Source organism: Rhizobium sp. ARZ01, assembly GCF_014851675.1.
In the GTDB taxonomy this organism is placed as follows: Bacteria; Pseudomonadota; Alphaproteobacteria; order Rhizobiales; family Rhizobiaceae; genus Mycoplana.
In genome coordinates, this window is the sequence record NZ_JACVAE010000003.1 from 499,377 (window position 1) to 521,550 (window position 22,174).

General features: G+C 62.1%; 22 protein-coding genes. 10 read left to right on the forward strand and 12 right to left on the reverse strand.

Annotated features, from left to right (window positions below):
- Positions 1-15 precede the first annotated feature (15 nt).
- The 10 genes from IB238_RS19660 to IB238_RS19705 form a co-directional block, all read right to left on the reverse strand.
- Positions 16-711, reverse strand: coding sequence for a metallophosphoesterase family protein (locus tag IB238_RS19660; protein ID WP_246723725.1), 696 nt, complete (start codon positions 709-711; stop codon positions 16-18).
- Between the two features lie 205 nt (positions 712-916).
- Complete coding sequence (locus IB238_RS19665) at positions 917-1,825, reverse strand: DUF6030 family protein (RefSeq protein WP_192250901.1); 909 nt, start codon at positions 1,823-1,825, stop codon at positions 917-919.
- Between the two features lie 147 nt (positions 1,826-1,972).
- Positions 1,973-3,694: an ABC transporter substrate-binding protein gene (locus tag IB238_RS19670; protein WP_192250904.1), complete on the reverse strand. Its 1,722-nt coding sequence runs from the start codon at positions 3,692-3,694 to the stop codon at positions 1,973-1,975.
- Positions 3,695-3,765: 71 nt separating this feature from the next.
- Positions 3,766-4,185: a DUF2160 domain-containing protein gene (locus IB238_RS19675; RefSeq protein ID WP_192250907.1), complete on the reverse strand. Its 420-nt coding sequence runs from the start codon at positions 4,183-4,185 to the stop codon at positions 3,766-3,768.
- Complete coding sequence (locus IB238_RS19680; RefSeq protein WP_246723726.1) at positions 4,185-5,081, reverse strand: carbohydrate ABC transporter permease; 897 nt, start codon at positions 5,079-5,081, stop codon at positions 4,185-4,187. Before IB238_RS19680 ends, IB238_RS19675 begins: the two co-directional genes overlap by 1 nt.
- Positions 5,082-5,092: 11 nt before the next feature.
- Complete coding sequence (locus tag IB238_RS19685) at positions 5,093-5,959, reverse strand: sugar ABC transporter permease (RefSeq protein WP_192250910.1); 867 nt, start codon at positions 5,957-5,959, stop codon at positions 5,093-5,095.
- Between the two features lie 3 nt (positions 5,960-5,962).
- Positions 5,963-7,033 (reverse strand): ABC transporter ATP-binding protein, encoded by a 1,071-nt coding sequence (locus IB238_RS19690; RefSeq protein ID WP_192250912.1) that lies wholly within the window; start codon positions 7,031-7,033, stop codon positions 5,963-5,965.
- 10 nt (positions 7,034-7,043) lie between these two features.
- Positions 7,044-8,120: an ABC transporter ATP-binding protein gene (locus tag IB238_RS19695; RefSeq protein WP_192250915.1), complete on the reverse strand. Its 1,077-nt coding sequence runs from the start codon at positions 8,118-8,120 to the stop codon at positions 7,044-7,046.
- Between the two features lie 38 nt (positions 8,121-8,158).
- Complete coding sequence (glpD, locus tag IB238_RS19700) at positions 8,159-9,676, reverse strand: glycerol-3-phosphate dehydrogenase (protein ID WP_192250918.1); 1,518 nt, start codon at positions 9,674-9,676, stop codon at positions 8,159-8,161.
- Between the two features lie 108 nt (positions 9,677-9,784).
- Positions 9,785-10,564 (reverse strand): DeoR/GlpR family DNA-binding transcription regulator, encoded by a 780-nt coding sequence (locus IB238_RS19705; protein WP_192250920.1) that lies wholly within the window; start codon positions 10,562-10,564, stop codon positions 9,785-9,787.
- A gap of 150 nt (positions 10,565-10,714) precedes the next feature.
- On the opposite strand from IB238_RS19705, the gene IB238_RS19710 reads away from it, so the two are divergent.
- Together IB238_RS19710 and IB238_RS19715 are read left to right on the forward strand one after the other, a co-directional pair.
- Positions 10,715-11,485 (forward strand): SDR family oxidoreductase, encoded by a 771-nt coding sequence (locus IB238_RS19710; RefSeq protein WP_192250923.1) that lies wholly within the window; start codon positions 10,715-10,717, stop codon positions 11,483-11,485.
- A 134-nt stretch (positions 11,486-11,619) separates the two neighbouring features.
- Complete coding sequence (locus IB238_RS19715) at positions 11,620-11,976, forward strand: metalloregulator ArsR/SmtB family transcription factor (protein ID WP_192250926.1); 357 nt, start codon at positions 11,620-11,622, stop codon at positions 11,974-11,976.
- 9 nt (positions 11,977-11,985) lie between these two features.
- Here the strand turns inward: IB238_RS19715 and IB238_RS19720 are convergent, their stop codons facing one another.
- Complete coding sequence (locus tag IB238_RS19720) at positions 11,986-12,981, reverse strand: MDR family oxidoreductase (protein ID WP_192250929.1); 996 nt, start codon at positions 12,979-12,981, stop codon at positions 11,986-11,988.
- Positions 12,982-13,092: 111 nt separating this feature from the next.
- Between IB238_RS19720 and IB238_RS19725 the strand changes: the two genes are divergently transcribed.
- The 7 genes from IB238_RS19725 (at position 13,093) to IB238_RS19755 (ending at position 20,465) form a co-directional block, all read left to right on the forward strand.
- A complete protein-coding gene (locus tag IB238_RS19725; RefSeq protein ID WP_192250932.1) occupies positions 13,093-13,989 on the forward strand; it encodes a LysR family transcriptional regulator in 897 nt (298 codons plus the stop codon).
- Between the two features lie 181 nt (positions 13,990-14,170).
- A complete protein-coding gene (locus tag IB238_RS19730; RefSeq protein WP_192250935.1) occupies positions 14,171-14,647 on the forward strand; it encodes a formate dehydrogenase subunit gamma in 477 nt (158 codons plus the stop codon).
- The gene (locus tag IB238_RS19735; protein ID WP_192250938.1) at positions 14,644-16,200 is read left to right on the forward strand and encodes an NADH-quinone oxidoreductase subunit NuoF; all 1,557 of its coding nucleotides are present in this window, start codon (positions 14,644-14,646) and stop codon (positions 16,198-16,200) included. Before IB238_RS19730 ends, IB238_RS19735 begins: the two co-directional genes overlap by 4 nt.
- On the forward strand, positions 16,197-16,412 hold the full coding sequence (locus IB238_RS19740; protein ID WP_192250941.1) for a DUF4287 domain-containing protein: 216 nt from the start codon (positions 16,197-16,199) through the stop codon (positions 16,410-16,412). Before IB238_RS19735 ends, IB238_RS19740 begins: the two co-directional genes overlap by 4 nt.
- Before the next feature lie 58 nt (positions 16,413-16,470).
- Entirely contained in the window at positions 16,471-19,347 is a 2,877-nt protein-coding gene (gene fdhF, locus IB238_RS19745) for a formate dehydrogenase subunit alpha (protein WP_192250944.1), read from the forward strand.
- A 14-nt stretch (positions 19,348-19,361) separates the two neighbouring features.
- Positions 19,362-20,204, forward strand: a complete 843-nt coding sequence (gene fdhD / locus IB238_RS19750; protein WP_192250948.1) for a formate dehydrogenase accessory sulfurtransferase FdhD — start codon at positions 19,362-19,364, stop codon at positions 20,202-20,204.
- Positions 20,205-20,210: 6 nt separating this feature from the next.
- Positions 20,211-20,465 carry a formate dehydrogenase subunit delta gene (locus IB238_RS19755; RefSeq protein WP_192250950.1) on the forward strand — a complete coding sequence of 85 codons (255 nt, stop codon included), beginning with the start codon at positions 20,211-20,213 and terminating at the stop codon, positions 20,463-20,465.
- A gap of 16 nt (positions 20,466-20,481) precedes the next feature.
- On the opposite strand, the gene IB238_RS19760 is transcribed toward IB238_RS19755, so the two are convergent.
- Positions 20,482-21,036 carry an isoprenylcysteine carboxylmethyltransferase family protein gene (locus IB238_RS19760; protein ID WP_192250955.1) on the reverse strand — a complete coding sequence of 185 codons (555 nt, stop codon included), beginning with the start codon at positions 21,034-21,036 and terminating at the stop codon, positions 20,482-20,484.
- 237 nt (positions 21,037-21,273) lie between these two features.
- Here IB238_RS19760 and IB238_RS19765 point away from each other — a divergent pair, with 237 nt between their 5' ends.
- Entirely contained in the window at positions 21,274-22,149 is an 876-nt protein-coding gene (locus IB238_RS19765) for an alpha/beta hydrolase (protein ID WP_192250958.1), read from the forward strand.
- Positions 22,150-22,174 lie beyond the last annotated feature (25 nt).

A 22,174-nucleotide genomic window follows, 5' to 3' on the forward strand; every position in this document is an offset into this window, starting at 1 on the left:
CGGATCCGGCTTTGATCAGAGCAAGCGCGCACCCTCCGAGTCGACCTTCAGCACTGTCAGGCGGCCGGTAAAGAAGCAGCCGGTATCGATTCCAATTCGGCCGGCTGCAAATTCGGGTTCGCTGCAGGGCGTATGGCCGTGCACGACGACCACTGGCAGCTTTGATTCGATGGTGAGGAAAGGATCGCGGATCCAAAGCAGGTCTTCGTCATCCTGCGCTTCGAGCGGAATTCCCGGGCGCACGCCCGCATGGACAAAGAGATAGTCCCTAGCCGCCAGGAAGATCGGCAGGCCGGCAAGAAACATGATGTGGCGTGCCGGTATGAACCGCCGCAGCTTGGCTGAACTCTTCGCTGACTCAAAATCGCTCAATAGGATGTCGCCTAGGTCGATTCCGTAAGAGGCGAGCGTCGCCTCGCCGCCGAAATTCGAACCAAGCCAATAAATCCGCTCGACGGGATCTCGTATAAACTGCAGAAACGTGTCGTCGTGGTTGCCGCAAAGGGTGATCCGGGTCAGGCCATCGTCATGGCTGCGGGTCAGATGGTCCAACACCAAGGCGGAGTCCGGGCCGCGATCGACATAGTCGCCGAGATACACAATCAGGGCCTCGCCGGCTGTTTGTCCAAGGTCGTCCCTGATGCGGGCTTCTGCTTCGAGCATCTCGCGGAAGCAACCATGCACGTCGCCGATCGCGTAGATCGTGGGCAAAGGGCCTTCCAACCGCAATCGTCTGCGGCCCCGGCGATGACCGGCGGATGTAACTGAATCGACAATTCTGTTCAGCAGCGGTTCCATAACTGCGTGCCGTGTTTCCAATGGTCGTTAAAAGGACCAGCCAGCGTTGCGAAACTGTGCACAGCCTGACTGAGAATCCAACCTTTATTCTTGCCATTGAAACGCGTCGCATTTCGGCTCAACGGGTTTCCATGGGCGGTTCCGGCATCGGTAGCCACTTCTCACGGTTGAAATAGTCCGGCAGGTAAGTGTTTTTCGGTCGTGTACGGTCCGGCGTGATGATGAAATTGTAACGTGGTGTTTCGCTGAACTCCTTCTTGAGCTGGATCCGGTTGCCGAACAAGACCACGTCGAATTCTTTCAGGTTCCGGATGTTCTCCACGATGTCAGGTGCGTCCTTCCAGCGTACTTCGTCGAGGAAGACCTCAAGGGCGGCAATGGCGGCACTGGTCAGCTCCGTCTGGTCGCCTGCGTTCTCCAGATTGAGCTTGATGCGAAACGATGTGAGGCGGGCTTCTTCGCTGCCACGGATGGAAAGGTAGGCGGAGCTGCCGGGCCCGCTCCCGCCCACTTTTGCCGGGAATTCGCGATAGGAGGTGCATTCCCAACTGCCTTTCGCGAGCCCCTCCTTCCAGCCGGCATTGGCGAAACCGCTCTGCTCCAAGGCTGTGCAGAGTTCCTTCGGATCGCGGCGGATCGGCCGCGTGAACTTTGTCTCCATCGGGACCAGGTCGGAGACGAGGCGTTCAGGAATCTCGACCTTGGGCCGGGGGATGCGGTTGCCCCGGATCTCGTGGGGGAGAGGCGCCCGAACAGCTGGCCGCGTCTGAACAGGTTCATATCCGAAGCGTGCGAGCAGGCGGTTCAAGTTTCGGTAGTCATTGGCAAGCAGGACTGTCGCGGCGATGGCGGACAGAATGCACAGCGTCAGCAGCGCAAACAGGATCTTGCCGGATTTTCCCTTCGACTGGTCCGCCATGCCGTGTGGATGCTGTCGCTGCCCGATCGCTGCGAAGTCCACCGGTCCGGTTCGAGCCGGCCGGCCGGTGGTGCCGGATCCGCCGGTTGCGTTGGTGATAGGGCACAAACGCATTACCGGCAAGCGAAACAGCTGGCGAGGGCTGCCTTGGTGCGTTCACGAGCATGAGGCACCGCAGAATCAAAAACCGCCCGGAGTGGTCCTCCGGGCGGCATGCTTCAGGCTCAGGTCCGCTTGAGCCCGATCTCGGTCAGCTTACTGCTGCCAGCTCTTGACGAGTTCGTCATAGTTGACCGTCTGCGGCTTTTCCTTCTCGCTCTCGATCTTGAGTTGCGGCGCGAGGTTGCCCTTGGAAACGGCATCCTTGTTCCAATACTCGAGATCGTGCTCTTCGGCGAGCTTCGGCCCCATGTCACCCATGACGCCAGCGCGCTCGAGGCGGCTCAGCACCTGCTCCTGCTCGGCGCAAAGCGAATCCATGGCTTCTTGAGCGGTCTTCGCGCCCGAGGACGCGTCGCCGATCGCCTGCCACCATAGCTGGGCCAGCTTCGGATAATCCGGAATGTTCGTGCCGGTAGGCGACCACTGAATGCGGGCCGGCGAACGGTAGAACTCGATCAGACCGCCAAGCTTCGGCGCGCGATCCGTGAACGACTTGTGGCCGATCGAGGATTCGCGGATGAGCGTCAGACCGACATGGCTCTTCTTGACGTCGACCGTCTTGGAGACGACGAACTGCGCATAAAGCCAGGCGGCCTTGGCGCGATCATCCGGCGTGGACTTCAGGAGCGTCCAGGAACCCACGTCCTGGTAGCCGAGCTTCATGCCGTCCTTCCAGTAGACGCCGTGCGGCGAGGGAGCGAAACGCCACTTCGGCGTGCCGTCCTCGTTCACGACCGGAAGGCCCGGCTTCACGAAGTCCGCAGTGAACGCCGTGTAGGTGAACATCTGCTGGGCGACTTCGCCCTGCGAGGGAACCGGACCCGATTCGGAGAAGGTCATGCCCTGGGCGGCGGCCGGTGCGTAGGCCTTCAGCCACTGCAGGTACTTCTCGATCGAATAAACGGCAGCCGGGCCGTTGGTGTCACCACCGCGGGCAACGCACGAGCCGACTGGACGCGAGTTTTCGTCAACCTTGATGCCCCATTCGTCGACCGGCTTGCCATTCGGAATGCCCTTGTCGCCGTTGCCAGCCATGGAAAGCCAGGCGTCCGTGAAGCGCCAGCCGAGCGACGGGTCCTTCTTACCGTAGTCCATGTGGCCATAGACCTTCTTACCGTCGATCTCGCGGCCGGTGAAGAACTCGGCGATGTCCTCGTAAGCGGACCAGTTGACCGGCACGCCGAGGTCGTAGCCGTACTTCGCCTTGAAGTCTGCCTTATTCTTCTCGTCGTTGAACCAGTCGTAGCGGAACCAGTAGAGGTTGGCGAACTGCTGATCGGGCAGCTGGTAGAGCTTGCCGTCGGGCGCGGTGGTGAAGGACTTGCCGATGAAGTCGTCCAGGTCGAGGCCCGGATTGGTGACGTCCTTGCCTTCATTGGCCATGAAGTCGGTCAGCGAACGGGCCTGCTGGTAACGCCAGTGGGTGCCGATCAGGTCCGAGTCGTTGACATAGGCGTCATAGATGTTCTCGCCCGACTGCATCTGCGTCTGCAGCTTTTCGATGACGTCGCCTTCGCCGATCAGGTCGTGGGTGATCTTGATGCCGGTGATGTCAGAGAAAGCCTTGGCGAGTACTTTGGATTCGTATTCATGCGTCGTGATCGTTTCGGAAACGACCTTGATGTCCATGCCGGCGAACGGCTTGGCGGCATCGATGAACCATTGCATTTCCGCTTCCTGAGCGGCTCGGTCGAGGGTCGACATGTCGCCGATTTCGGCGTCGAGGAATTTCTTCGCCTCATCCATGCCGGCAAAAGCGGTGCCAGTGAAAGCCAGCAGCACGGCTGCCGTAGTCGTCAGAAGGTGCCTTCGCATCATTATCCTCCCTTGGGTTGTGCGACTGCAGTTTGAAAGGCCGGGCGTCCCGGCCCCTCGTTCTTGTTGCCCTATACGTAGCGGAATACGCCGATGGCGTAGACCACGCAGAGGACAAGAGCCCACCATAGGTTGGGGCCGACAAGCCCCACCCATGCGAGATTGATAAATGCCGAACCGAGCAGCGAGATGAACAAACGGTCGCCGCGGGTCGTTTCGAAACGCAGGATGCCGACGCGCGGATTGCCGCCCGGGCGTGCATATTCCCAGACCGCCATCAGCGCCAGGAGGGCAAAGATGCTGAGGAAGAACATTGCGGTCGGAAACGTCCAGGCCATCCATCCGCCGGGGATCAGCGGTGCGAACCAGTCGCGCGCCCCGTCTTTCACGGGCAGCGACATGAACAGCATGCCCGCCGCGAGCGCGTAGATCAAAAGGACGGCCAGGAGTGCCATGGGCCAGCGGTTGTTGCGGTTGGCGTTGGCAGCCATCAGACCCTCCCCAGGGCAAAGCCCTTGGCGATGTAGTTGCGGACGAAATAGATCACGAGCGCGCCCGGAATGATGGTCAGGACGCCGGCCGCTGCGAGCACGCCCCAGTCCATGCCGGAGGCCGAGACCGTGCGCGTCATCGTGGCGGCGATCGGCTTGGCGGCCGTCGTCGTCAGCGTGCGGGCGATCAACAGTTCGACCCAGGAGAACATGAAGCAGAAGAAGGCGGCGACACCGATGCCGGACGCGATCAGCGGCACGAAGATCTTGGCGAAGAATTTCGGGAACGAGTAGCCATCGATATAGGCCGTCTCGTCAATCTCCTTTGGCACGCCCGACATGAAACCTTCCAGGATCCAGACGGCGAGCGGCACGTTGAACAGGCAATGCGCCAAGGCAACGGCGATATGCGTGTCGATCAAGCCAAAGGCCGAATAAAGCTGGAAGAAGGGTAGCGCAAATACGGCTGGCGGGGCCATGCGGTTCGTCAAGAGCCAGAAGAACAGGTGTTTGTCGCCGAGGAACCGGTATCGCGAGAAGGCATAGGCCGCCGGCAACGCCACCGAGACAGAGATCACCGTGTTCATCACCACATAGGTGATGGAATTGATGTAGCCCGAGTACCAGGCCGGATCGGTGAAGATGACGATGTAGTTCCTGAGTGTCGGGTCTTGCGGCCAGAGCGAGAAGGTGCCGGTGATCTCCGTGTTCGTCTTGAAGCTCATATTGACGAGCCAGTAGATCGGCAGCATCAGGAAGACGATGTAGAGGGTAGGGATGATCCAGGACAGGTTGCGGCGCGATGGCTGCGCGGCCGCAGTGACATTGCCGTGTGCGACAGCCTTGGACGGCGTGGATGCCTGTGCGGGAGTTTGTGTATCAACGCGTGCAGTCATTTTGCCCTCCCTCACGCCTGCTCGTCGCTGCTGGTCATGACCGTGTAGAAGATCCATGACAGCAGAAGGATGATCAGGAAGTAGACGAGCGACATCGCGGCTGCGGGTCCTAGGTCGAACTGGCCGATCGCCATCTTGACGAGGTCGATCGACAGGAAGGTCGTCGAGTTGCCCGGACCGCCGCCGGTCACGACGAAAGGTTCGGTGTAGATCATGAAACTGTCCATGAAGCGCAGCAGGAAGGCGATCAGAAGAACGCGCTTCATCTTAGGGAGTTGGATGTAACGGAAGACGGCCCAGCGCGAGGCGCCGTCGATCTTGGCGGCCTGATAGTAGGCATCCGGAATGGAGACGAGGCCGGCGTAGCAGAGGAGCACGACGAGGCTGGTCCAGTGCCAGACGTCCATGACGACCAGCGTCACCCAGGCGTCGAACACGTCATTGACGTAGTTGTAGTCAAGGCCAAGCGCTGAGAGCGTGAAGCCGAGCAGGCCGATGTCGACGCGGCCGAACACCTGCCAGATCGTGCCGACCACGTTCCACGGAACCAGCAGCGGCAGCGCCATCAGCACGAGGCAGACCGGTACGCCGATGCCCTTCTTCGGCATGTTCAGCGCGATCAGGATGCCGAGTGGGATCTCAATCGACAGGATGATGGCGGAGAAGAGCAGGTTGCGGCCGAGCGCCTGCCAGAAGCGGTCGGAGTGGAGGATCTCGACGAACCAGTCGGTGCCGGCCCAGAAGAACTGGTTGTTGCCGAACGTGTCCTGAACCGAGTAGTTCACCACCGTCATCAGCGGGATGACGGCCGAGAAGGCGACCAGCAAAAGCACCGGCAGCACCATGAACCAGGCCTTGTTGTTCCAGGTCTTTTCCATGGATCAGGCCTCCCTGCCGACGCGCCAGGAATCGGCGTAGATGTTGATGGCGGATGGATCGAAGGTGATGCGCGGCTCTGCCGGGATCTCGCTGTCCTCCGGCACGACGATCGAGATCGGCTTGCCGGCGAATTCGGCGCGGACGATCTTTTGCCGGCCGATATCCTCCACCTTGTTGACGCGGACATGCATGCCTTCGCGGCCGAGGCGGACGAATTCCGGGCGAATTCCGAGCTCGGTCTTTGCACCAGTGGCCACCTTGGGCTGAAAGTCGAGCGCGATCGTGTCGGTGCCGAGCGTCACGCTGCTGCCCTCGATCGCCGCCGGCAGCACGTTCATGCCCGGCGAGCCGATGAAGTAGCCGACGAAGGTGTGACTCGGACGCTCGAAGAGCTCGGCCGGCGTGCCGATCTGGACGATCTGTCCGTCATACATGACGACGACCTTGTCGGCGAAGGTCAGCGCTTCGGTCTGGTCGTGGGTGACATAGACCATGGTGAAGCCGAACTGGCGATGCAGCTTCTTCAACTGCGAGCGCAGTACCCACTTCATGTGTGGGTCGATGACGGTCAGCGGCTCGTCGAACAGGATGGCGTTGACGTCGTTGCGCACGAGGCCGCGGCCAAGCGAGATCTTCTGCTTCTGGTCGGCGGTCAAGCCGCGTGCCTTCTTCTTGGCCCAGCCACCAAGGCCGATCATGTCGATGATCTCGCGCACGCGCCGGTCGACTTCGGCTTCCGGAACATGCCGATTGCGTAGCGGAAAGGCGAGATTGTCGTAGACCGTCATCGTGTCGTAGATGACCGGGAACTGGAAAACCTGGGCGATGTTGCGCTGCTGGGTCGACAGGTTCGTCACATCCCGGCCGTCGAACAGGATCTTGCCTTCGGAAGGCTGGAGAAGGCCCGAGATGATATTCAGGAGCGTGGTCTTGCCGCAGCCCGAAGGGCCGAGCAGCGCATAGGCACCGCCGTCGTTCCATTCATGATGGACTTCCTTCAGCGCGTAGTCGGCTTCTGACTTGGGCTTCTCGCCGTAGGCATGGCGGATGTGCTCGAGATTGATGCGTGCCATGGCTTCCTCCTCAGGCCGCCGCCGGGCCGGCGATGGCTCTGCCGTCCGGGGCGAACGCCATCAGGTGGCGCGTATCGACATAGACGGTGATCTGGGCATCGGGTTCGATGTCGTGGATGCCGGGCGCGAGCATGACCCAGCGCGTGTCGGCGAATTCGACGTGCACGAAACTCTCGGAGCCTGCGATCTCTGAGATCGCGGTGCGGACCGGAACCGGCGCGGCGATCGGCGTCTGCGGTGCAAGGGCAAGGTGATGGGGCTGGAAGGCCACGGTGCAGGGACCGTCCGGGATGCCGGCCAGATGCGCCGGTACGGACAGAACGGGCTCGCCTTCGAGCACGAAATGGCCGTTCGCCTTGGTCAGTGCGAAGGTATTGAGCGGCGGATCGGCGAAGGTCTCGGCGGTTATCAGGTCGACGGGGCGGCGGTAAACGTCGATGGTCGGAGCGAACTGAGTGATGCGTCCCTCGGCCATCGTCGCAGTGTTCCCGCCCAGCAGCAGGGCTTCGGATGGCTCGGTCGTGGCGTAGACGAAAATCGCGCCGGAGGCAGCGAAGATCTTCGGTAGTTCCTCGCGCAGTTCTTCGCGAAGCTTGTAGTCGAGGTTGGCCAAGGGCTCGTCGAGCAGGACGAGGCTGGCATTCTTGACGATCGCGCGGGCGAGTGCCGTGCGCTGCTGCTGGCCGCCGGACAGGTTCAGCGGCGTGCGGTCGAGATAAGGCGTCAGCTTCAGCAAGTCCGCCGCCTTGCGCACCTCGCGGTCGATCGTGGCACTGTCAGCACCCTTGATGCGCATCGGCGAGGCGATATTCTCGTAGACCGTCATGGCGGGGTAATTAATGAACTGCTGGTAGACCATGGCGACGCTGCGGTCCTGCACGCGCATGCCGGTCACATCTTTGCCGTCGAACCAGACCGAGCCGAAGGTGGGCTTGTCCAGGCCGGCCATGAGGCGCATCAGCGAGGTTTTGCCCGACAGCGTCGGGCCGAGCAGCACGTTCAGCGAACCGCGCTCGAGCACGAGGTTGGTGGGGTGGATATGTGTCTCCCCGCCTACGACTTTCGTGATGTCTCTAAGTTCAAGCATTCATGTCTCCAATGTTCCCCCCGCCATCGGAACGCGCGCTAGTGCGGAGCCTCTGCCGCCGCTGCCATATAGCTTTCGAGCGCTTCCGCTTCATCGGCGGTAAGATGCAATCCTCGCTTGGTGCGGCGCCATAGGACATCCTCGGCGTGCCGCGCCCATTCTTCCTTCATCAGCCAGCGAACCTCAAGCTCATAAAGGTCGCTGCCGAAATGGTGGCCGAGGTCTTCGATCGACGTCGCTCCTGCGAGCATTGCAGTTGCGCGCGTGCCATAGAGGCGCACAAGGCGCCGCGCATGCTGTGCCGTGAGAAAAGGATATCGGCTGGAGAGCTTTGCCACCTCCGCGCCAAAGTCTTCAACACCGAAGTCTCCGCCCGGCAGCCGCGATGTGGCTGTCCATTTCTCGCCCCTTTGGCCGATGGCCTCGCCGATCTTGTCAAGCGCGGCTTCTGCTAGCCGGCGATAGGTCGTGAGCTTGCCGCCGAACACATTGAGCAGCGGCGCCTGCTTGCCGTTACCGTCGACCTTCAGCACATAATCGCGCGTGGCTTCCTGCGCCTTGCTTGCGCCGTCGTCGAACAACGGGCGCACGCCGGAATAGGTCCAGACAATATCCTCCCGTGTGACCGGCTCGGCGAAGTACTCGCTGGCCGAACGGCAGAGATAGTCCACCTCTTCATCGCTGATGCGGACGTTGCGCGGGTCGCCATGATAGTCGCGGTCGGTGGTGCCGATCAGCGTGAACTCGTCCTGGTAGGGAATGGCGAAGATGATGCGGCCGTCGGGGTTCTGGAAGAAGTAGGCGCGCGGATCGGAGAATTTCCTGCGGACGACGATATGGCTGCCCTGCACGAGGCGAACATTGTGCACGTCGTTCTGGCCGAGCGCGCCGACCAGCACCGTGTCGACCCAGGGACCGCTGGCATTGACGAGCATGCGCGCCCTTATAGTTTCCCGCTCGCCGGAGGCGACATTTTCGGTTTCCACGTCCCAGTGCCCGTTTTCGCGTCGGGCCGAGACGACCCGCGTGCGGATGCGAATATCAGCACCATGGTCGGCGGCATCGCGGGCGTTCAGCACCACCAGCCGCGCGTCGTCGACCCAGCCGTCAGAATATTCGAAGGCCTTGCCAAAGAGCTTCTTTAGCGGCTCTCCCGAGGGGTCGCGGCGCATATCCACGGTGCGCGTGGGCGGAAGAAGTTTGCGCCCGCCAATATGATCGTAGAGGAAGAGGCCGAGCCGGATCAGCCAAGCCGGTCGGATACCGCCCTTCTGGAAGGGCAGCACGAAGCGCATCGGCCAGATGACGTGCGGCGCCATGGCCCAGAGCACTTCGCGCTCCATCAGCGCTTCGCGCACCAGGCGAAACTCGTAGTGTTCCAGATAGCGCAGGCCGCCGTGGATGAGTTTGGTGGAGGCCGACGACGTGCCGGAGGCGAGATCCTGCATCTCGGCCAGCACGACTGAGTAGCCTCGGCCAGCGGCGTCGCGGGCGATGCCGCAGCCATTAATGCCTCCGCCAATGACAAATATGTCGCTGACCTTTTCGACCGCCAAACGCTTTCCCTCCCGTTTCGCGATGCACAATCAAGCGCATTTGCGAAAGTGAGGGAAGTTAAAACGAAAATTTTTCGAATGTCAAACGAATGCGGAAAGAAAACCCATTCAACCGTCGGCATCGCCTGTGGAAGTTTCTACCAGGCGCACATCTTGAGCCAGGCAGATGTCTCGGATGTTGTCGAGCGGACACTTGTCGGTGATGAAGGTGTGAACCTGCGAGAGGTGGCCGATCCGTACCGGCGCGGTTCGCTCGAACTTCGTGGAATCGGAGACGAGAATGACATGGCGGGCGTTGGCCATGATGGCCTGGGCGACCTTTACTTCGCGATAGTCGAAGTCGAGTAGCGCGCCGTCGTGGTCAATGGCCGATACGCCAATGACCGCGTAGTCCACCTTGAACTGGCGGATGAAATCGACCGCCGCTTCGCCGACAATGCCGCCGTCGGAGCCGCGCACCACGCCGCCGGTGATCACCATCTCGATCGAGGGGAAGCCGCGCAACCTGTTGGCGACGTTGATGTTGTTGGTGATGACCATCAGTTCCTTGTGGTCCAGCAAGGCCTCGCTCACCGCTTCGGTCGTCGTGCCGATGTTGATGAACAGCGAGGAGTTGTCCGGGATCATGGCGGCGGCCGCCCTGCCGATCGCCTGCTTTTCCGGTGCCGCAATCGAGCGGCGCGCTTCATATTTGACGTTCTCGTTGCCGCTGGGGAAAAGCGCACCGCCGTGGATGCGGGTCAACGCCTTGTTGTCGCACAGATCGTTCAGGTCCTTGCGAATGGTCTGGGGGGTGACGGAGAAGCGGGCGGCGAGATCCTCCACCAACACCCGGCCTTCCGTCTTGGCGAGGTCCAGGATTTCCGCCTGGCGACCTGTCAGATACATCGAATCCTCCTGTGCTTTCGTTTTGGTTCATCATATGCAAAAACGAAAGCGCCGCAATTCTCCCGGCGCACAGCAGTTGGTGAGCGCGGAAATTTTTGTGATACTGGCAGTGGTCGCGTCCGGCGCCGCACACCGATGGGAGGGATCGCCATGTTTCATCCGGCCTTGTTCAAGGGTGCCAACGTCGTCGTCACCGGGGCCGGGCGGGGCATCGGCCTTGAGGTTGCGCGACAGTTCCTCGATTGCGGGGCGCATGTGTTGCTGCACGGCGGTCGCGCGCCGCTTTCTGACGTCCCAGATTTTCTTGAAGAAGCGCTGGAGGAGGCGCGGGCGCATGTTGTCTATGCCGATTTCCTGATGGCACATGGCGTCGCCGATGTCGCCCGCTATGCCGACAACCTTTTCGAGCAGGTGGACGTGCTGATCAACAATGCCGGTACCATGGTGGGCCGGTTTCCCGCCGACACCTTGACCGACGAGCAATATGAAACCGTCGTGCGGCTGAACCAGACATCCGTAGTGGATATGACGCGGGCGATGTTGCCGGCCCTTCGCCGTGCGGAGAGCGCTGCGATCGTCAACACGGTCTCGATCTCGGCGCTCACGGGCGGCAGCCCTGGCTCGGCCATCTATTCGGCCACGAAAGCGTTCGTTTCCACCTACTCCAAGGCGCTTGCACGCGAGCTTGCACCCGATGGCATCCGAGTCAACTGTGTGTCGCCCGGGACGATCACGACCGACTTTCACGCGCGGTACTCAACGCCGGAGAAACTGGAAGCAACGCGCAAGTCGATACCTCTCCAGCGCCTCGGAACGGCTCAGGACTGCGCGCCGGCCTATCTGTTTCTCGCTTCGGCCGTGCTTTCGGGGTACATTACCGGGCAGGTGCTGGAGGTGAACGGCGGTCAGTTGATCTGCTGATGCCAAACGGCAACGCTGCCGCGAAAATACAACTTCCCGGTTTGTCCTCCCCCCTTGCGCCATTTTTCGTGTGCACCAGATCACGTTGTGCGGATCGCGCATGGCGCCGTGTTTCGATTGAACGAGGAGGGGAAATGAAGCAGTTCATGAAGCCGGAGGCGGATGTTGGCGCTAGCTTCGATCTGTTCTTCAATCAGGCGAAGAAGGCCAGCCGCTTCCTGAAAGCGCTCTCGCACGAAACGCGGCTCTTGATCCTGTGCCTGCTGACGGAAGGCGAAAAGACGGTCGGCGAGATCGAGACGATCCTTCGTCTGCCGCAGGCCGTTGTCTCGCAGCAACTCGCCCGCCTTCGCCAGGATCAGATCGTTGTCACCCGTCGCGATGGGCGGCAGGTGTTCTACAGCCTCGCCGACGAGAATGTGTCCGCGATCATGGGGACGCTCTATGACGTCTTCTGCCGGCCATTGATGGCGCGCGAGCAGGGTGTGTGAACGATCCGCTTACTTGCGGACATCGATTACCGTCCGTCCCCGCACCTTGCCTTCAAGGATGGCCGGGCCGAGTGCGGGCAGGTCTGACAGCCCGTATTCCGCTATCATATCGTCCAGCTTGTCGTGTGGCAGATCGGCGGCGATGCGGCTCCAGGCGTCGAGGCGCTCGTTGCGCGGGCGCATGACCGAATCGATGCCAAGAAGGCTGACGCCGCGCAGAATAAAGGGGATCACGGAGAACGAGGGTACGGTTGCGCTTGCCGCAAGTCCGATCGAGGCCACGACGCCGTCATACTTAACCTGCTTGAGTATCCGCATCAGCATGTCGCCGCCGACGGAATCGACAGCGCCCGCCCAGCGCTCGGATTCCAACGGCTTTGCGGACGCTTCCGCCAGTTCGGCGCGGTCGATGATGGTCTCGGCGCCGAGTTCGCGCAGATAATCCGCCGCTTCCGGTCGGCCGGTGACGGCTGCGACGCGAAAGCCCATACGTGCAAGGATCGCCACAGCAACCGAACCGACGCCGCCGGCAGCCCCCGTCACAAGGATCTCACCCTTGGGTGGCGTAACCCCGGCTTTCTCAAGCGCCATCACGGCAAGCATGGAGGTGAGGCCGGCAGTGCCGATGGCCATGGCCTCGCGGGTGGTGAGCGCGTCCGGAAGCGGCACGAGCCAGTCGCCCTTGACCTTCGCGCGTGTCGCATAGCCGCCCCACCAGATTTCGCCCACGCGCCAGCCGGTCAGCACCACCTTGTCGCCGGGGCGATAGCGCGGATCGGCCGATGCCTCCACAGTGCCGGCGAAATCGACGCCCGGCACATGCGGGAAAGTGCGTACCAGCCCGCCCTTGCCGGTGATGCAGAGCCCGTCCTTGTAGTTCAGCGTCGAATACTCGACGGCGACAGTCATGTCGCCATCCGGCAGTCGATCGTCGGGCAGGTCCTGTACGGATGCTGAAATCGTACCGTCGCCGGCCTTGTCCACCAGGAGCGCTCTGAATGTCATTGCCGGATCCTCTTCCCTCTTCATCCTCGCCCTTTTTATAAAGCTTCGCCGGTTTGTCGCGCCACCGTTCTTTTGTATGAATAGGCTGGCAGAATAGGGTCCTGGGCCTCGATGATCGACAAGCTGGAATACTTCATAGCACTCGCCCGCGAGCGGCATTTCGCCCGGGCTGCCGAAGAACTCGGCATTTCGCAGCCGACGCTGTCGGCGGCAATCCGCCAGCTGGAAGACCAGCTCGGCGTCGTGCTGGTCAATCGCGGCTCGCGGTTCCAGGGACTGACACCGGAGGGGCAGCGCGTGCTGGAATGGGCGCGCCGCATCGTCGGCGATGCACGCACGATGCGCGAGGAGATGCGAGCCGCGCGAAAGGGGCTTTCCGGCCATATCCGTTTGGCCGCGATTCCGACGACGCTCGCTATGGTGCCGCGCATCACCGCACCATTTCAGCAAAAGCACCCGGATGTCACTTTCTCGGTGCTCTCCACAACATCCCTGCAGATCCTGAGCCTCTTGGAAAACCTCGAGATCGATGCCGGCCTTACTTACCTGGAAAATGAGCCGCTCGGACGCGTCACCAGCGTGCCGCTGCACGCCGAACACTACCACCTGATTACCGCCCGGAACGGACCGCTTGCCGATCGCGAAAGCGTGACCTGGAGGGAGGTCGCCGATGTTAGTCTTTGTCTATTGACTTCGGACATGCAAAACCGGCGCATCATCAATCGCCATTTTGCCGAAGCTGGCGTGAAGGTGCGGCCAACTCTCGAATCGAATTCGACGATCGTACTGTTCTCACATGTTCGAACAGGGCGCTGGTGCAGCATAATGCCCCGAAATGTCGCGCTTTCTTTCGGTTTTCATGACGAAATCAGTATAGTTTCGATTGTCGAGCCCGCGCCCCACCATATCGTTGGCCTGGTTGCGACGCATCGTGAACCATTCACGCCACTCGTGTCGGCCCTGTTGCACGAGGCACGGATTCTAACTGAAGGCGGCCTAGACCAATAGAAAAAAACTATCAATTGACGGGATAGCCTTATTGACCCTCTGAACCTTCCCTGAGAAGCTTTCAGGCAAAGGGGCGAGGACTGACAGGGTTCCGGTCTTCGCCTTCGGTTGAAAAGGCATTGGGCCCGAAAATCCGCTGCGTTGGCAAGCGGCAGGCCTTTGCCGTTCGGGAGGTCTGCGCATGAATCTGCACGTTTCCGGCGACGTCGGGACGAGAACACTGGCAATCGTCGACACGATGAAGGGGCTCGAGGGGCCGCTTTTGCCAATCCTGCATGAGATCCAGGCTGAATTCGGCTATGTGCCGCAGGAAAGCCTGCCGGTCATCGCTCGCGAGTTGAACCTGTCGCGTGCCGAGGTGCATGGCGTCGTCACCTTCTATCATGATTTTCGCGATCATCCCGCGGGCCGGCACGTGCTGAAGCTCTGTCGTGCCGAAGCCTGCCAGTCGATGGGCGGCGAAGCAGTGGCAGAGCGGATCAAATCGCTGCTCGGCATCGATTTCCATCAGACGACGCTCGATGGCGCGGTGACGCTTGAGCCCGTTTACTGTCTCGGCCTCTGTTCCTGCGCGCCGTCTGCCATGCTGGACGGAGACGTCTATGGCCGGCTCGATGCCACCGCTGCGGCCGAACTGGTAGAGGAGGCGCGCCGATGACCGTCAAGATTTACGTCCCCCGGGATACGGCGGCGCTCGCGCTGGGTGCGAACAAGGTCGTCGCTGCGATCGAGAAGGAAGCCGCGGTGCGCGGCGTCGACATCACGATTGTGCGCAACGGTTCGCGCGGCATGCACTGGCTTGAGCCGCTGGTGGAGGTCGTTGTCGATGGCGAGCGCATCGCTTACGGGCCGGTGAAGGCCGCCGACGTGACCTCTCTGTTCAACGCGGATTTCCTCTCCGGCGGCGCACATCCGCTCTGTCATGGGCGAACGAAGGACATTCCCTTCCTCAAGCAGCAGACGCGCCTGACGTTCTCGCGCTGCGGCATTACCGATCCGCTTTCGCTCGACGATTATCGCCGTTTCCGCGGCCTGACGGGGCTGGAAAAGGCCGTGGCGATGGTGCCGGCCGATATCGTCACGGAAGTGACGGACAGCGGCCTGCGCGGTCGCGGCGGCGCCGGGTTCCCGACCGGCATCAAGTGGAAGACCGTGCTCGAGGCTGCCGGTGATCGTAAGTACATCGTCTGCAACGCCGACGAGGGCGACAGCGGTACCTTCGCCGACCGGATGATCATGGAGGGCGATCCCTTCGTGCTCATCGAGGGCATGGCGATCGCGGGCCTTGCGACCGGCGCCACCAAGGGTTTCATCTACACTCGCTCCGAATACCCACATGCCATTGCGATCATGAGCGAGGCGATCGAGATCGCGCTGCAGGCAGGGATCCTTGGCCCCTCCGTGCTAGGCTCGGGCCGCGCCTTCGATATGGAAGTGCGCGTTGGCGCGGGTGCCTATGTCTGCGGCGAGGAGACGGCGCTTCTTAACAGTCTCGAGGGTAAGCGCGGCGTCGTCCGCGCCAAGCCGCCGCTTCCGGCGCACAAGGGCCTGTTCGACTGTCCGACGGTCATCAACAACGTCATTTCGCTCGCCTCCGTGCCGGTCATCCTCGACCAGGGTGCCGAATTCTATCGCGATTTCGGCATGGGCCGGTCGCGCGGCACGATCCCGATCCAGATTGCCGGTAACGTGAGGCACGGCGGTCTCTATGAGACGGCCTTCGGCCTGTCGCTCGGCGAGATCATCGATCACATCGCCGACGGTACGGCATCGGGGCGGCCGGTGAAGGCCGTGCAGGTCGGCGGCCCGCTCGGCGCCTATTTCCCGCGCGAGTTGTTTGATACGCCGTTCGACTACGAGGCGTTTGCAGCCAAGGACGGGTTGATCGGTCACGCGGGCATCGTCGTCTTCGACGACACCGTCGACATGCTGCACCAGGCCCGTTTCGCCATGGAATTCTGCGCCATCGAAAGCTGCGGCAAGTGCACGCCTTGCCGGATCGGGTCGACCCGTGGCGTCGAGGTGGCCGACAAGATCGGCCGCGGCATCGAGCCTGAGAAGAACCGCGAATTGCTCGCTGATCTCTGCAACACCATGAAGTTCGGTTCGCTCTGTGCGCTCGGCGGCTTCACGCCCTATCCGGTGATGAGCGCCATGACCCATTTCCCGGATGATTTCTCGCCGGCACCAAGAGTGGAGGCTGCGGAATGAGCGACACGGAAAAGGTGAAGGGCCCCGCGTCCTACTTCCCCTCGATCGAGAAGAAGTATGGCCAGCCGATCGAGCACTGGAAAGCAATTATCCGCGCGCAGGAAGGCAAGGCGCACATGCAGATCGTGGCGTTCCTGAAGGAGACGCACGGTCTCGGCCATGGCCATGCCAATGCGCTCGTCGCGGCCACGTTGGCCGAGACCAAGTCGTAGAAACAAACCCAAGTCGCCCGGAGCCCCGCGGCGCATAGAATTTGATCCGGAGGTTTCCATGCCCCTCGTTCCTGAAATCGACTACGGCACCCCCGCCTCCAAGTCGGAAAAGATGGTGACGCTAACGATCGACGGTCGCGAGATTACCGTGCCGGAGGGCACCTCGATCATGCGCGCCTCGATGGAGGCGGGCATCGAGATCCCGAAACTCTGCGCCACCGACATGGTCGACGCCTTCGGCTCCTGCCGGATCTGTCTGGTGGAGATCGAGGGGCGCGCCGGCATGCCCGCCTCGTGCACGACGCCGGTGGCGCCGGGCCTGGTCGTCTCGACCCAGACACCACGGCTGAAGGAGGTGCGTCGCGGCGTGATGGAGCTCTACGTCTCCGACCATCCGCTCGCCTGGAACGAGAAGGCCGGCACCGGCGCCAGCGAGTTCGACCAGGTTGCCAGTTCGATCGGTCTCACCGAGAACCGCTACGGCGTCGAAGGCCGCAACCACGTCGCGCCCGGCGGCGGCTCGCTTACCATCGATTACATGGTCCGCGACGAGTCGAACCCCTACTTCACCTATGACCCTGCCCAATGCATCGTCTGCTCGCGCTGCGTGCGCGCCTGCGAGGAGGTGCAGGGCACCTTTGCCCTCACCATCGAGGGCCGCGGCTTTGACAGCCGCATGTCGGCCGGCATGCACGAGGCGTTCATCGATTCCGAATGCGTGTCCTGCGGCGCCTGCGTGCAGGCATGCCCGACCGATGCGCTGCGCGAGAAGTCGGTGCTCGAAACGGGCATGCCCGAGCATTCGGTCGTCACCACCTGCGCCTATTGCGGCGTCGGCTGTTCGTTCAAGGCGGAGATGCGCGACGAAGAGCTCGTGCGCATGGTGCCGTGGAAGGATGGCCAGGCGAACCGCGGCCACTCCTGCGTGAAGGGCCGCTTCGCCTACGGTTACTCGACCCACCGCGACCGCATCCTCAATCCGATGGTCCGCGAGAAGATCACAGATCCCTGGCGCGAGGTGAGCTGGGAAGAGGCCTTTGCGCACGTCGCGAGCGAGTTCCGGCGAATCCAGTACCAGTACGGCCGCGATTCCGTCGGCGGCATCACCTCGTCGCGCTGCACGAACGAGGAGACTTATCTCGTGCAGAAGCTGGTGCGCGCCGGCTTCGGCAACAACAACGTCGACACCTGCGCCCGCGTCTGCCACTCGCCGACCGGCTACGGCCTCGGCCAGACCTTCGGCACGTCCGCCGGCACGCAGAACTTCGATTCCGTCGAGGAGACCGACGTCGTCATCGTCATCGGCGCCAATCCGACCGACGGCCATCCCGTTTTCGCCTCTCGTCTGAAGAAGCGGCTGCGCCAGGGCGCCAAGCTGATCGTCATCGATCCGCGCCGCATCGACCTCGTCAAGGGCCCGCATGTTGAGGCGAGCTACCATCTGCCGCTGAAGCCCGGCACGAACGTCGCCGTCGTCACCGCCCTTGCGCACGTCATCGTCACCGAAGGTCTTTTTGCCGAGCAGTTCATCCGCGAGCGTTGCGACTGGTCGGAGTTCGAGGACTGGGCGTCGTTTGTGTCCGAACCGCGCCACAGCCCGGAGGAAGTCGAGAAGCTCTCCGGTGTTCCGGCCGATATGATCCGCCGTGCTGCTCGGCTCTTTGCCACCGGCGGCAATGGTTCGATCTACTACGGCCTCGGTGTTACCGAGCACAGCCAGGGTTCGACCGCTGTCATGGCGATTGCCAATCTTGCCATGGCGACCGGCAATATCGGCCGGCCGGGTGTCGGCGTGAACCCGCTGCGCGGCCAGAATAACGTGCAGGGCTCGTGCGACATGGGCTCGTTCCCCCACGAACTGCCGGGTTATCGCCACATCTCCGATGATGCGACGCGCGAGATTTTCGAGAAGCTCTGGGGCGTCAAGCTCAACGACGAACCGGGCCTGCGTATTCCCAACATGCTGGATGCGGCCGTGGAGGGGACGTTCAAGGGCATCTACATCCAGGGCGAAGACATCCTGCAGTCCGATCCGGACACCAAGCACGTCTCTGCCGGTCTCGCCGCGATGGAATGCGTCGTCGTGCAGGACCTGTTCCTGAACGAAACGGCAAACTACGCGCACGTCTTCCTGCCGGGCTCGACCTTCCTTGAGAAGGACGGCACCTTCACCAATGCCGAGCGCCGCATCAACCGGGTACGCCGGGTCATGACCCCGCGCAACGGCTATGCCGACTGGGAAGTCACCCAGAGGCTCGCGCAGGCGATGGGCCTTGCCTGGAACTACAAGCACCCGTCCGAGATCATGGACGAGATCGCCGCGACGACACCGAGCTTCGCGCTCGTCTCCTACGACTATCTCGAAAAGATGGGCTCCGTGCAGTGGCCGTGCAACGAGAAAAACCCGGAAGGGTCACCGATCATGCACGTCAATGGCTTCGTGCGCGGCAAGGGTAAGTTCATCCGCACCGAATATGTGGCGACGGACGAAAAGACCGGGCCGCGCTTCCCGCTGTTGCTCACCACCGGCCGCATTCTCAGCCAATACAATGTCGGCGCACAGACGCGGCGTACCGACAACGTCGTCTGGCATGACGAGGACCGGCTGGAGATCCATCCGCACGACGCCGAGAACCGCGGCATCCGCGATGGCGACTGGGTGCGGCTGGCCAGCCGCTCGGGCGAGACGACGCTGCGTGCGCTGATCACCGATCGCGTGGCCGCTGGCGTGGTCTATACGACCTTCCACCACCCCGACACGCAGGCGAACGTCATCACCACCGACTTCTCCGACTGGGCGACGAACTGCCCGGAATACAAGGTGACGGCGGTTCAGGTCTCGCCTTCCAACGGTCCGTCCGAATGGCAGGTCGAGTATGGCGAACAGGCTCGCCAGTCGCGCCGGATTACTGGCAAGCTGGAGGCGGCGGAGTAGGTCGGAATGTGCCGATGACGCATTTCAACACGACCACCAGGGTTCCCGAGCTGGCCCGGCGCACCGGGCAGCTCGGCGAGGGTGAGCGCATCGTTCCGGAGGAGGTGCCGATCGCCTTCACCTATCATGGTTCGACCCATGCGGTGATGATGGCGACACCAGCGGACCTGGAGGACTTCGCGGTCGGCTTCAGTCTGACGGAGGGCATCATATCCGATGCCGACGAGATCGAACTGGTCGAAGTCGTCGCCGAGGAGAAGGGCATCGACCTGCAGATCCGCCTCGCCGATGTCCAAAGCGCCGCGCTGACTGCGCGCCGTCGCCATATGGCGGGACCTGTCGGCTGCGGGCTCTGCGGCATCGAATCGATCGAGCAGGCGGTGCGGGTGACACCGTCAGTCCGGACGTCGGCGCTGACGTTGACGGAAGGCGAGGTCGCAGAGGCCGTGCGTCTCCTGAACGGCCAGCAGCCTCTGCACATGGAGACGCACGCCGTCCATGGCGCCGCGTTCTTCGTTCCCGGAACGGGACTGATTGCCGTGCGCGAGGACGTAGGCCGGCACAATGCGCTCGACAAGCTCGCCGGTGCGGCTGCCCGCGCAGGTTATCGCGGCAGCGCAGGGGCCGTCGTCGTCACCAGCCGGGTCTCCGTCGAAATGGTGCAGAAGACGGCCGTCGTCGGCAGTCCCTTCATCATTGCGATCTCGGCACCCACAGCCCTTGCTATCCGCACGGCCGAAGAGGCCGGCATGACGTTGATCGCGCTGGTGCGAGGCGACGAGTTCGAAATCTTTACAGGCGCCGAGCGCGTTATCCCGTCTTCAGACGAAGCCGGACGCCGGGTCATCAACAGGTAGGAAAACATGTCGAACGATACAAAACTGGTCCGGATGGCCAATCAGATCGCTACCTTCTTCCATTCCCAGCCGGGAGAGGATGGGTCGAAGAATGTTGCGACACATATCAATAAGTTCTGGGAGCCGCGCATGCGCCGCCAGTTCTTCGAACTCGTGGAAAATCGCGGGGGAGAAGGGCTGGATCCGATGGTGCTTGATGCCGTGCCGCTGATCCGTCGCCCGCCACCGCCTGTCGCAGGCGGGGATGTGTCCGGCGGATGACTCGGTTCCAGTCGGTTCAAGCCCCCGCAATCTTCGGAATCAGGAAACCCGTGCGGCGGCGATAGGCCTCATACTCGGCCGCCAGCGGTGTAGCTGCGAACTTGCTTTCCTCGCCTTTCGCCGCGACGACATAAATGATCACGAAGGCGAGCACAGGCAGGACAGACCAAAGGGTCCAGGTCGCAATCGCCCAGCCGGTCCAGAAGATGATGTAGGACGTGTAGAACGGGTGCCGCACGAGGCGGTAGGGCCCGATCGTGACGAGGCTGTCCGGCTTGTCCGGGTCGAAAGCAAAGCGCAGGCGCGCCTTGCGGGATGCCGATATCGCCCACCAGAAGAGTACAGTTGCCGCGATTTCCAGACCTAGGCCGACCAGCTGCGCGGCGACCGGCTGCTGCCGGCTCCAGACCAGATAGAGGAAATAGAGGGTTGTCAGTGTCACTGCGGCCGAGACGACCTTCATGCCATCAGGCATACGGGGAGATGAAAAATGTCCGCGTAGCGACCAAGTATAGAAACCGACGACGATAACGCTCAAACAGGTGACGGCAATGTCCAGTGCTGTTTCCATTTCTTCGCCGGCGCGAGGCCGACCCCTCTCTTGTGCGGTTCCGCCGAACCATATCCGTGGCCGCGCGATGCCGCAATGCGGGGTCGATGCATATCCACGTCTAGTGGTTGTGATCGATTGGCCGGTTTCAGCCCGCTCTCATGCAACACCGGCTTTAGCGTCTCGTTCACGAACGAGGTGTACGCTCCCGGAGGCGATTCGGCGCAGTGAGCGCAGCAGTCTCATCGGGAAAGAGCGATGGTATTCGACAGTCAGACGATCGTGACCCGTCACGGTGCCGTGCGCTACAGCGACACGGGCGGTTCGGGCTTCCCGGTCGTTCTTGTTCATGGTTCGAGCTTTTCCCGGCGCGTCTTCGAACGGCAGTTCGACAGCGGGCTTGCGAAACGCTGGCGTCTGATCGCCGTCGATCTGCCGGGACATGGCGAATCGGAGGATGCGCCCGACCCGCGCTCCGCCTACACGGTGACCGGCTTTGCGGAATGCCTCGAGGAGATTGCCGATGCCCTCGACTTGAAGCGGCTGGCGGTGTTCGGCTGGTCGCTTGGCGGCCATGTCGCAATCGAGTGGATGAGCCGGAGCACGCGCATTCGCGGCCTGATGCTCTGTGGCGCGCCGCCCATGCCGCGGGGTCTGATCGGTATGTTCCGCGCCTTCCATGCGTCGCTCGATCTCCTTCTTACCTCGAAGCAGATCTTCACCGAGCGTGACGCTGCCCGCTTTGCCTCTCTATGTTTCACCTCAATCGAACCGCCGTTCCAGGATCTGGTCCTGCGGACTGACGGGCTGGTTCGGTCAATTTTTGCGCAGAGCCTTGCGCGCGGCGATGGGGTAGACCAGCGCCGCACAATCGAGATGGCGTCAATTCCAGTCGCCATCGTTGCGGGAACCGACGACCCCTTCGTTCGTCTCGGCTATCTTGCCGGAATCAATCTTCCGGACCACTTCGCAAGCGAGCCAATTGTCTTCCAGGGAGCCGGCCATGCGCCCTTCTGGGAGAAGGCGGACGTTTTCAATGCGATCCTCGATCGTTTCCTCGATACCGTCGCTGCCGATACAGCCTCAGCATGGCAGGCACACGTCCGCCGCGTGACCGCACGCGCAAGGGGTTAATGCTTCGCGACTTTCTGACCTACGA

Coding starts and splice junctions, on each gene's coding strand:
- IB238_RS19680 (WP_246723726.1), bottom strand. CDS start 5,081: ATGACTGCACGCGTTGATACACAAACTCCCGCACAGGCATCCACGCCG.
- IB238_RS19685 (WP_192250910.1), bottom strand. CDS start 5,959: ATGGAAAAGACCTGGAACAACAAGGCCTGGTTCATGGTGCTGCCGGTG.
- IB238_RS19695 (WP_192250915.1), bottom strand. CDS start 8,120: ATGCTTGAACTTAGAGACATCACGAAAGTCGTAGGCGGGGAGACACAT.
- IB238_RS19675 (WP_192250907.1), bottom strand. CDS start 4,185: ATGGCTGCCAACGCCAACCGCAACAACCGCTGGCCCATGGCACTCCTG.
- IB238_RS19760 (WP_192250955.1), bottom strand. CDS start 21,036: ATGGAAACAGCACTGGACATTGCCGTCACCTGTTTGAGCGTTATCGTC.
- IB238_RS19730 (WP_192250935.1), top strand. CDS start 14,171: ATGAATCTGCACGTTTCCGGCGACGTCGGGACGAGAACACTGGCAATC.
- IB238_RS19705 (WP_192250920.1), bottom strand. CDS start 10,564: ATGTATCTGACAGGTCGCCAGGCGGAAATCCTGGACCTCGCCAAGACG.
- fdhF (WP_192250944.1), top strand. CDS start 16,471: ATGCCCCTCGTTCCTGAAATCGACTACGGCACCCCCGCCTCCAAGTCG.
- IB238_RS19670 (WP_192250904.1), bottom strand. CDS start 3,694: ATGCGAAGGCACCTTCTGACGACTACGGCAGCCGTGCTGCTGGCTTTC.
- IB238_RS19765 (WP_192250958.1), top strand. CDS start 21,274: ATGGTATTCGACAGTCAGACGATCGTGACCCGTCACGGTGCCGTGCGC.
- IB238_RS19720 (WP_192250929.1), bottom strand. CDS start 12,981: ATGACATTCAGAGCGCTCCTGGTGGACAAGGCCGGCGACGGTACGATT.
- IB238_RS19735 (WP_192250938.1), top strand. CDS start 14,644: ATGACCGTCAAGATTTACGTCCCCCGGGATACGGCGGCGCTCGCGCTG.
- IB238_RS19725 (WP_192250932.1), top strand. CDS start 13,093: ATGATCGACAAGCTGGAATACTTCATAGCACTCGCCCGCGAGCGGCAT.
- IB238_RS19755 (WP_192250950.1), top strand. CDS start 20,211: ATGTCGAACGATACAAAACTGGTCCGGATGGCCAATCAGATCGCTACC.
- fdhD (WP_192250948.1), top strand. CDS start 19,362: ATGACGCATTTCAACACGACCACCAGGGTTCCCGAGCTGGCCCGGCGC.
- IB238_RS19710 (WP_192250923.1), top strand. CDS start 10,715: ATGTTTCATCCGGCCTTGTTCAAGGGTGCCAACGTCGTCGTCACCGGG.
- IB238_RS19715 (WP_192250926.1), top strand. CDS start 11,620: ATGAAGCAGTTCATGAAGCCGGAGGCGGATGTTGGCGCTAGCTTCGAT.
- IB238_RS19740 (WP_192250941.1), top strand. CDS start 16,197: ATGAGCGACACGGAAAAGGTGAAGGGCCCCGCGTCCTACTTCCCCTCG.
- IB238_RS19690 (WP_192250912.1), bottom strand. CDS start 7,033: ATGGCACGCATCAATCTCGAGCACATCCGCCATGCCTACGGCGAGAAG.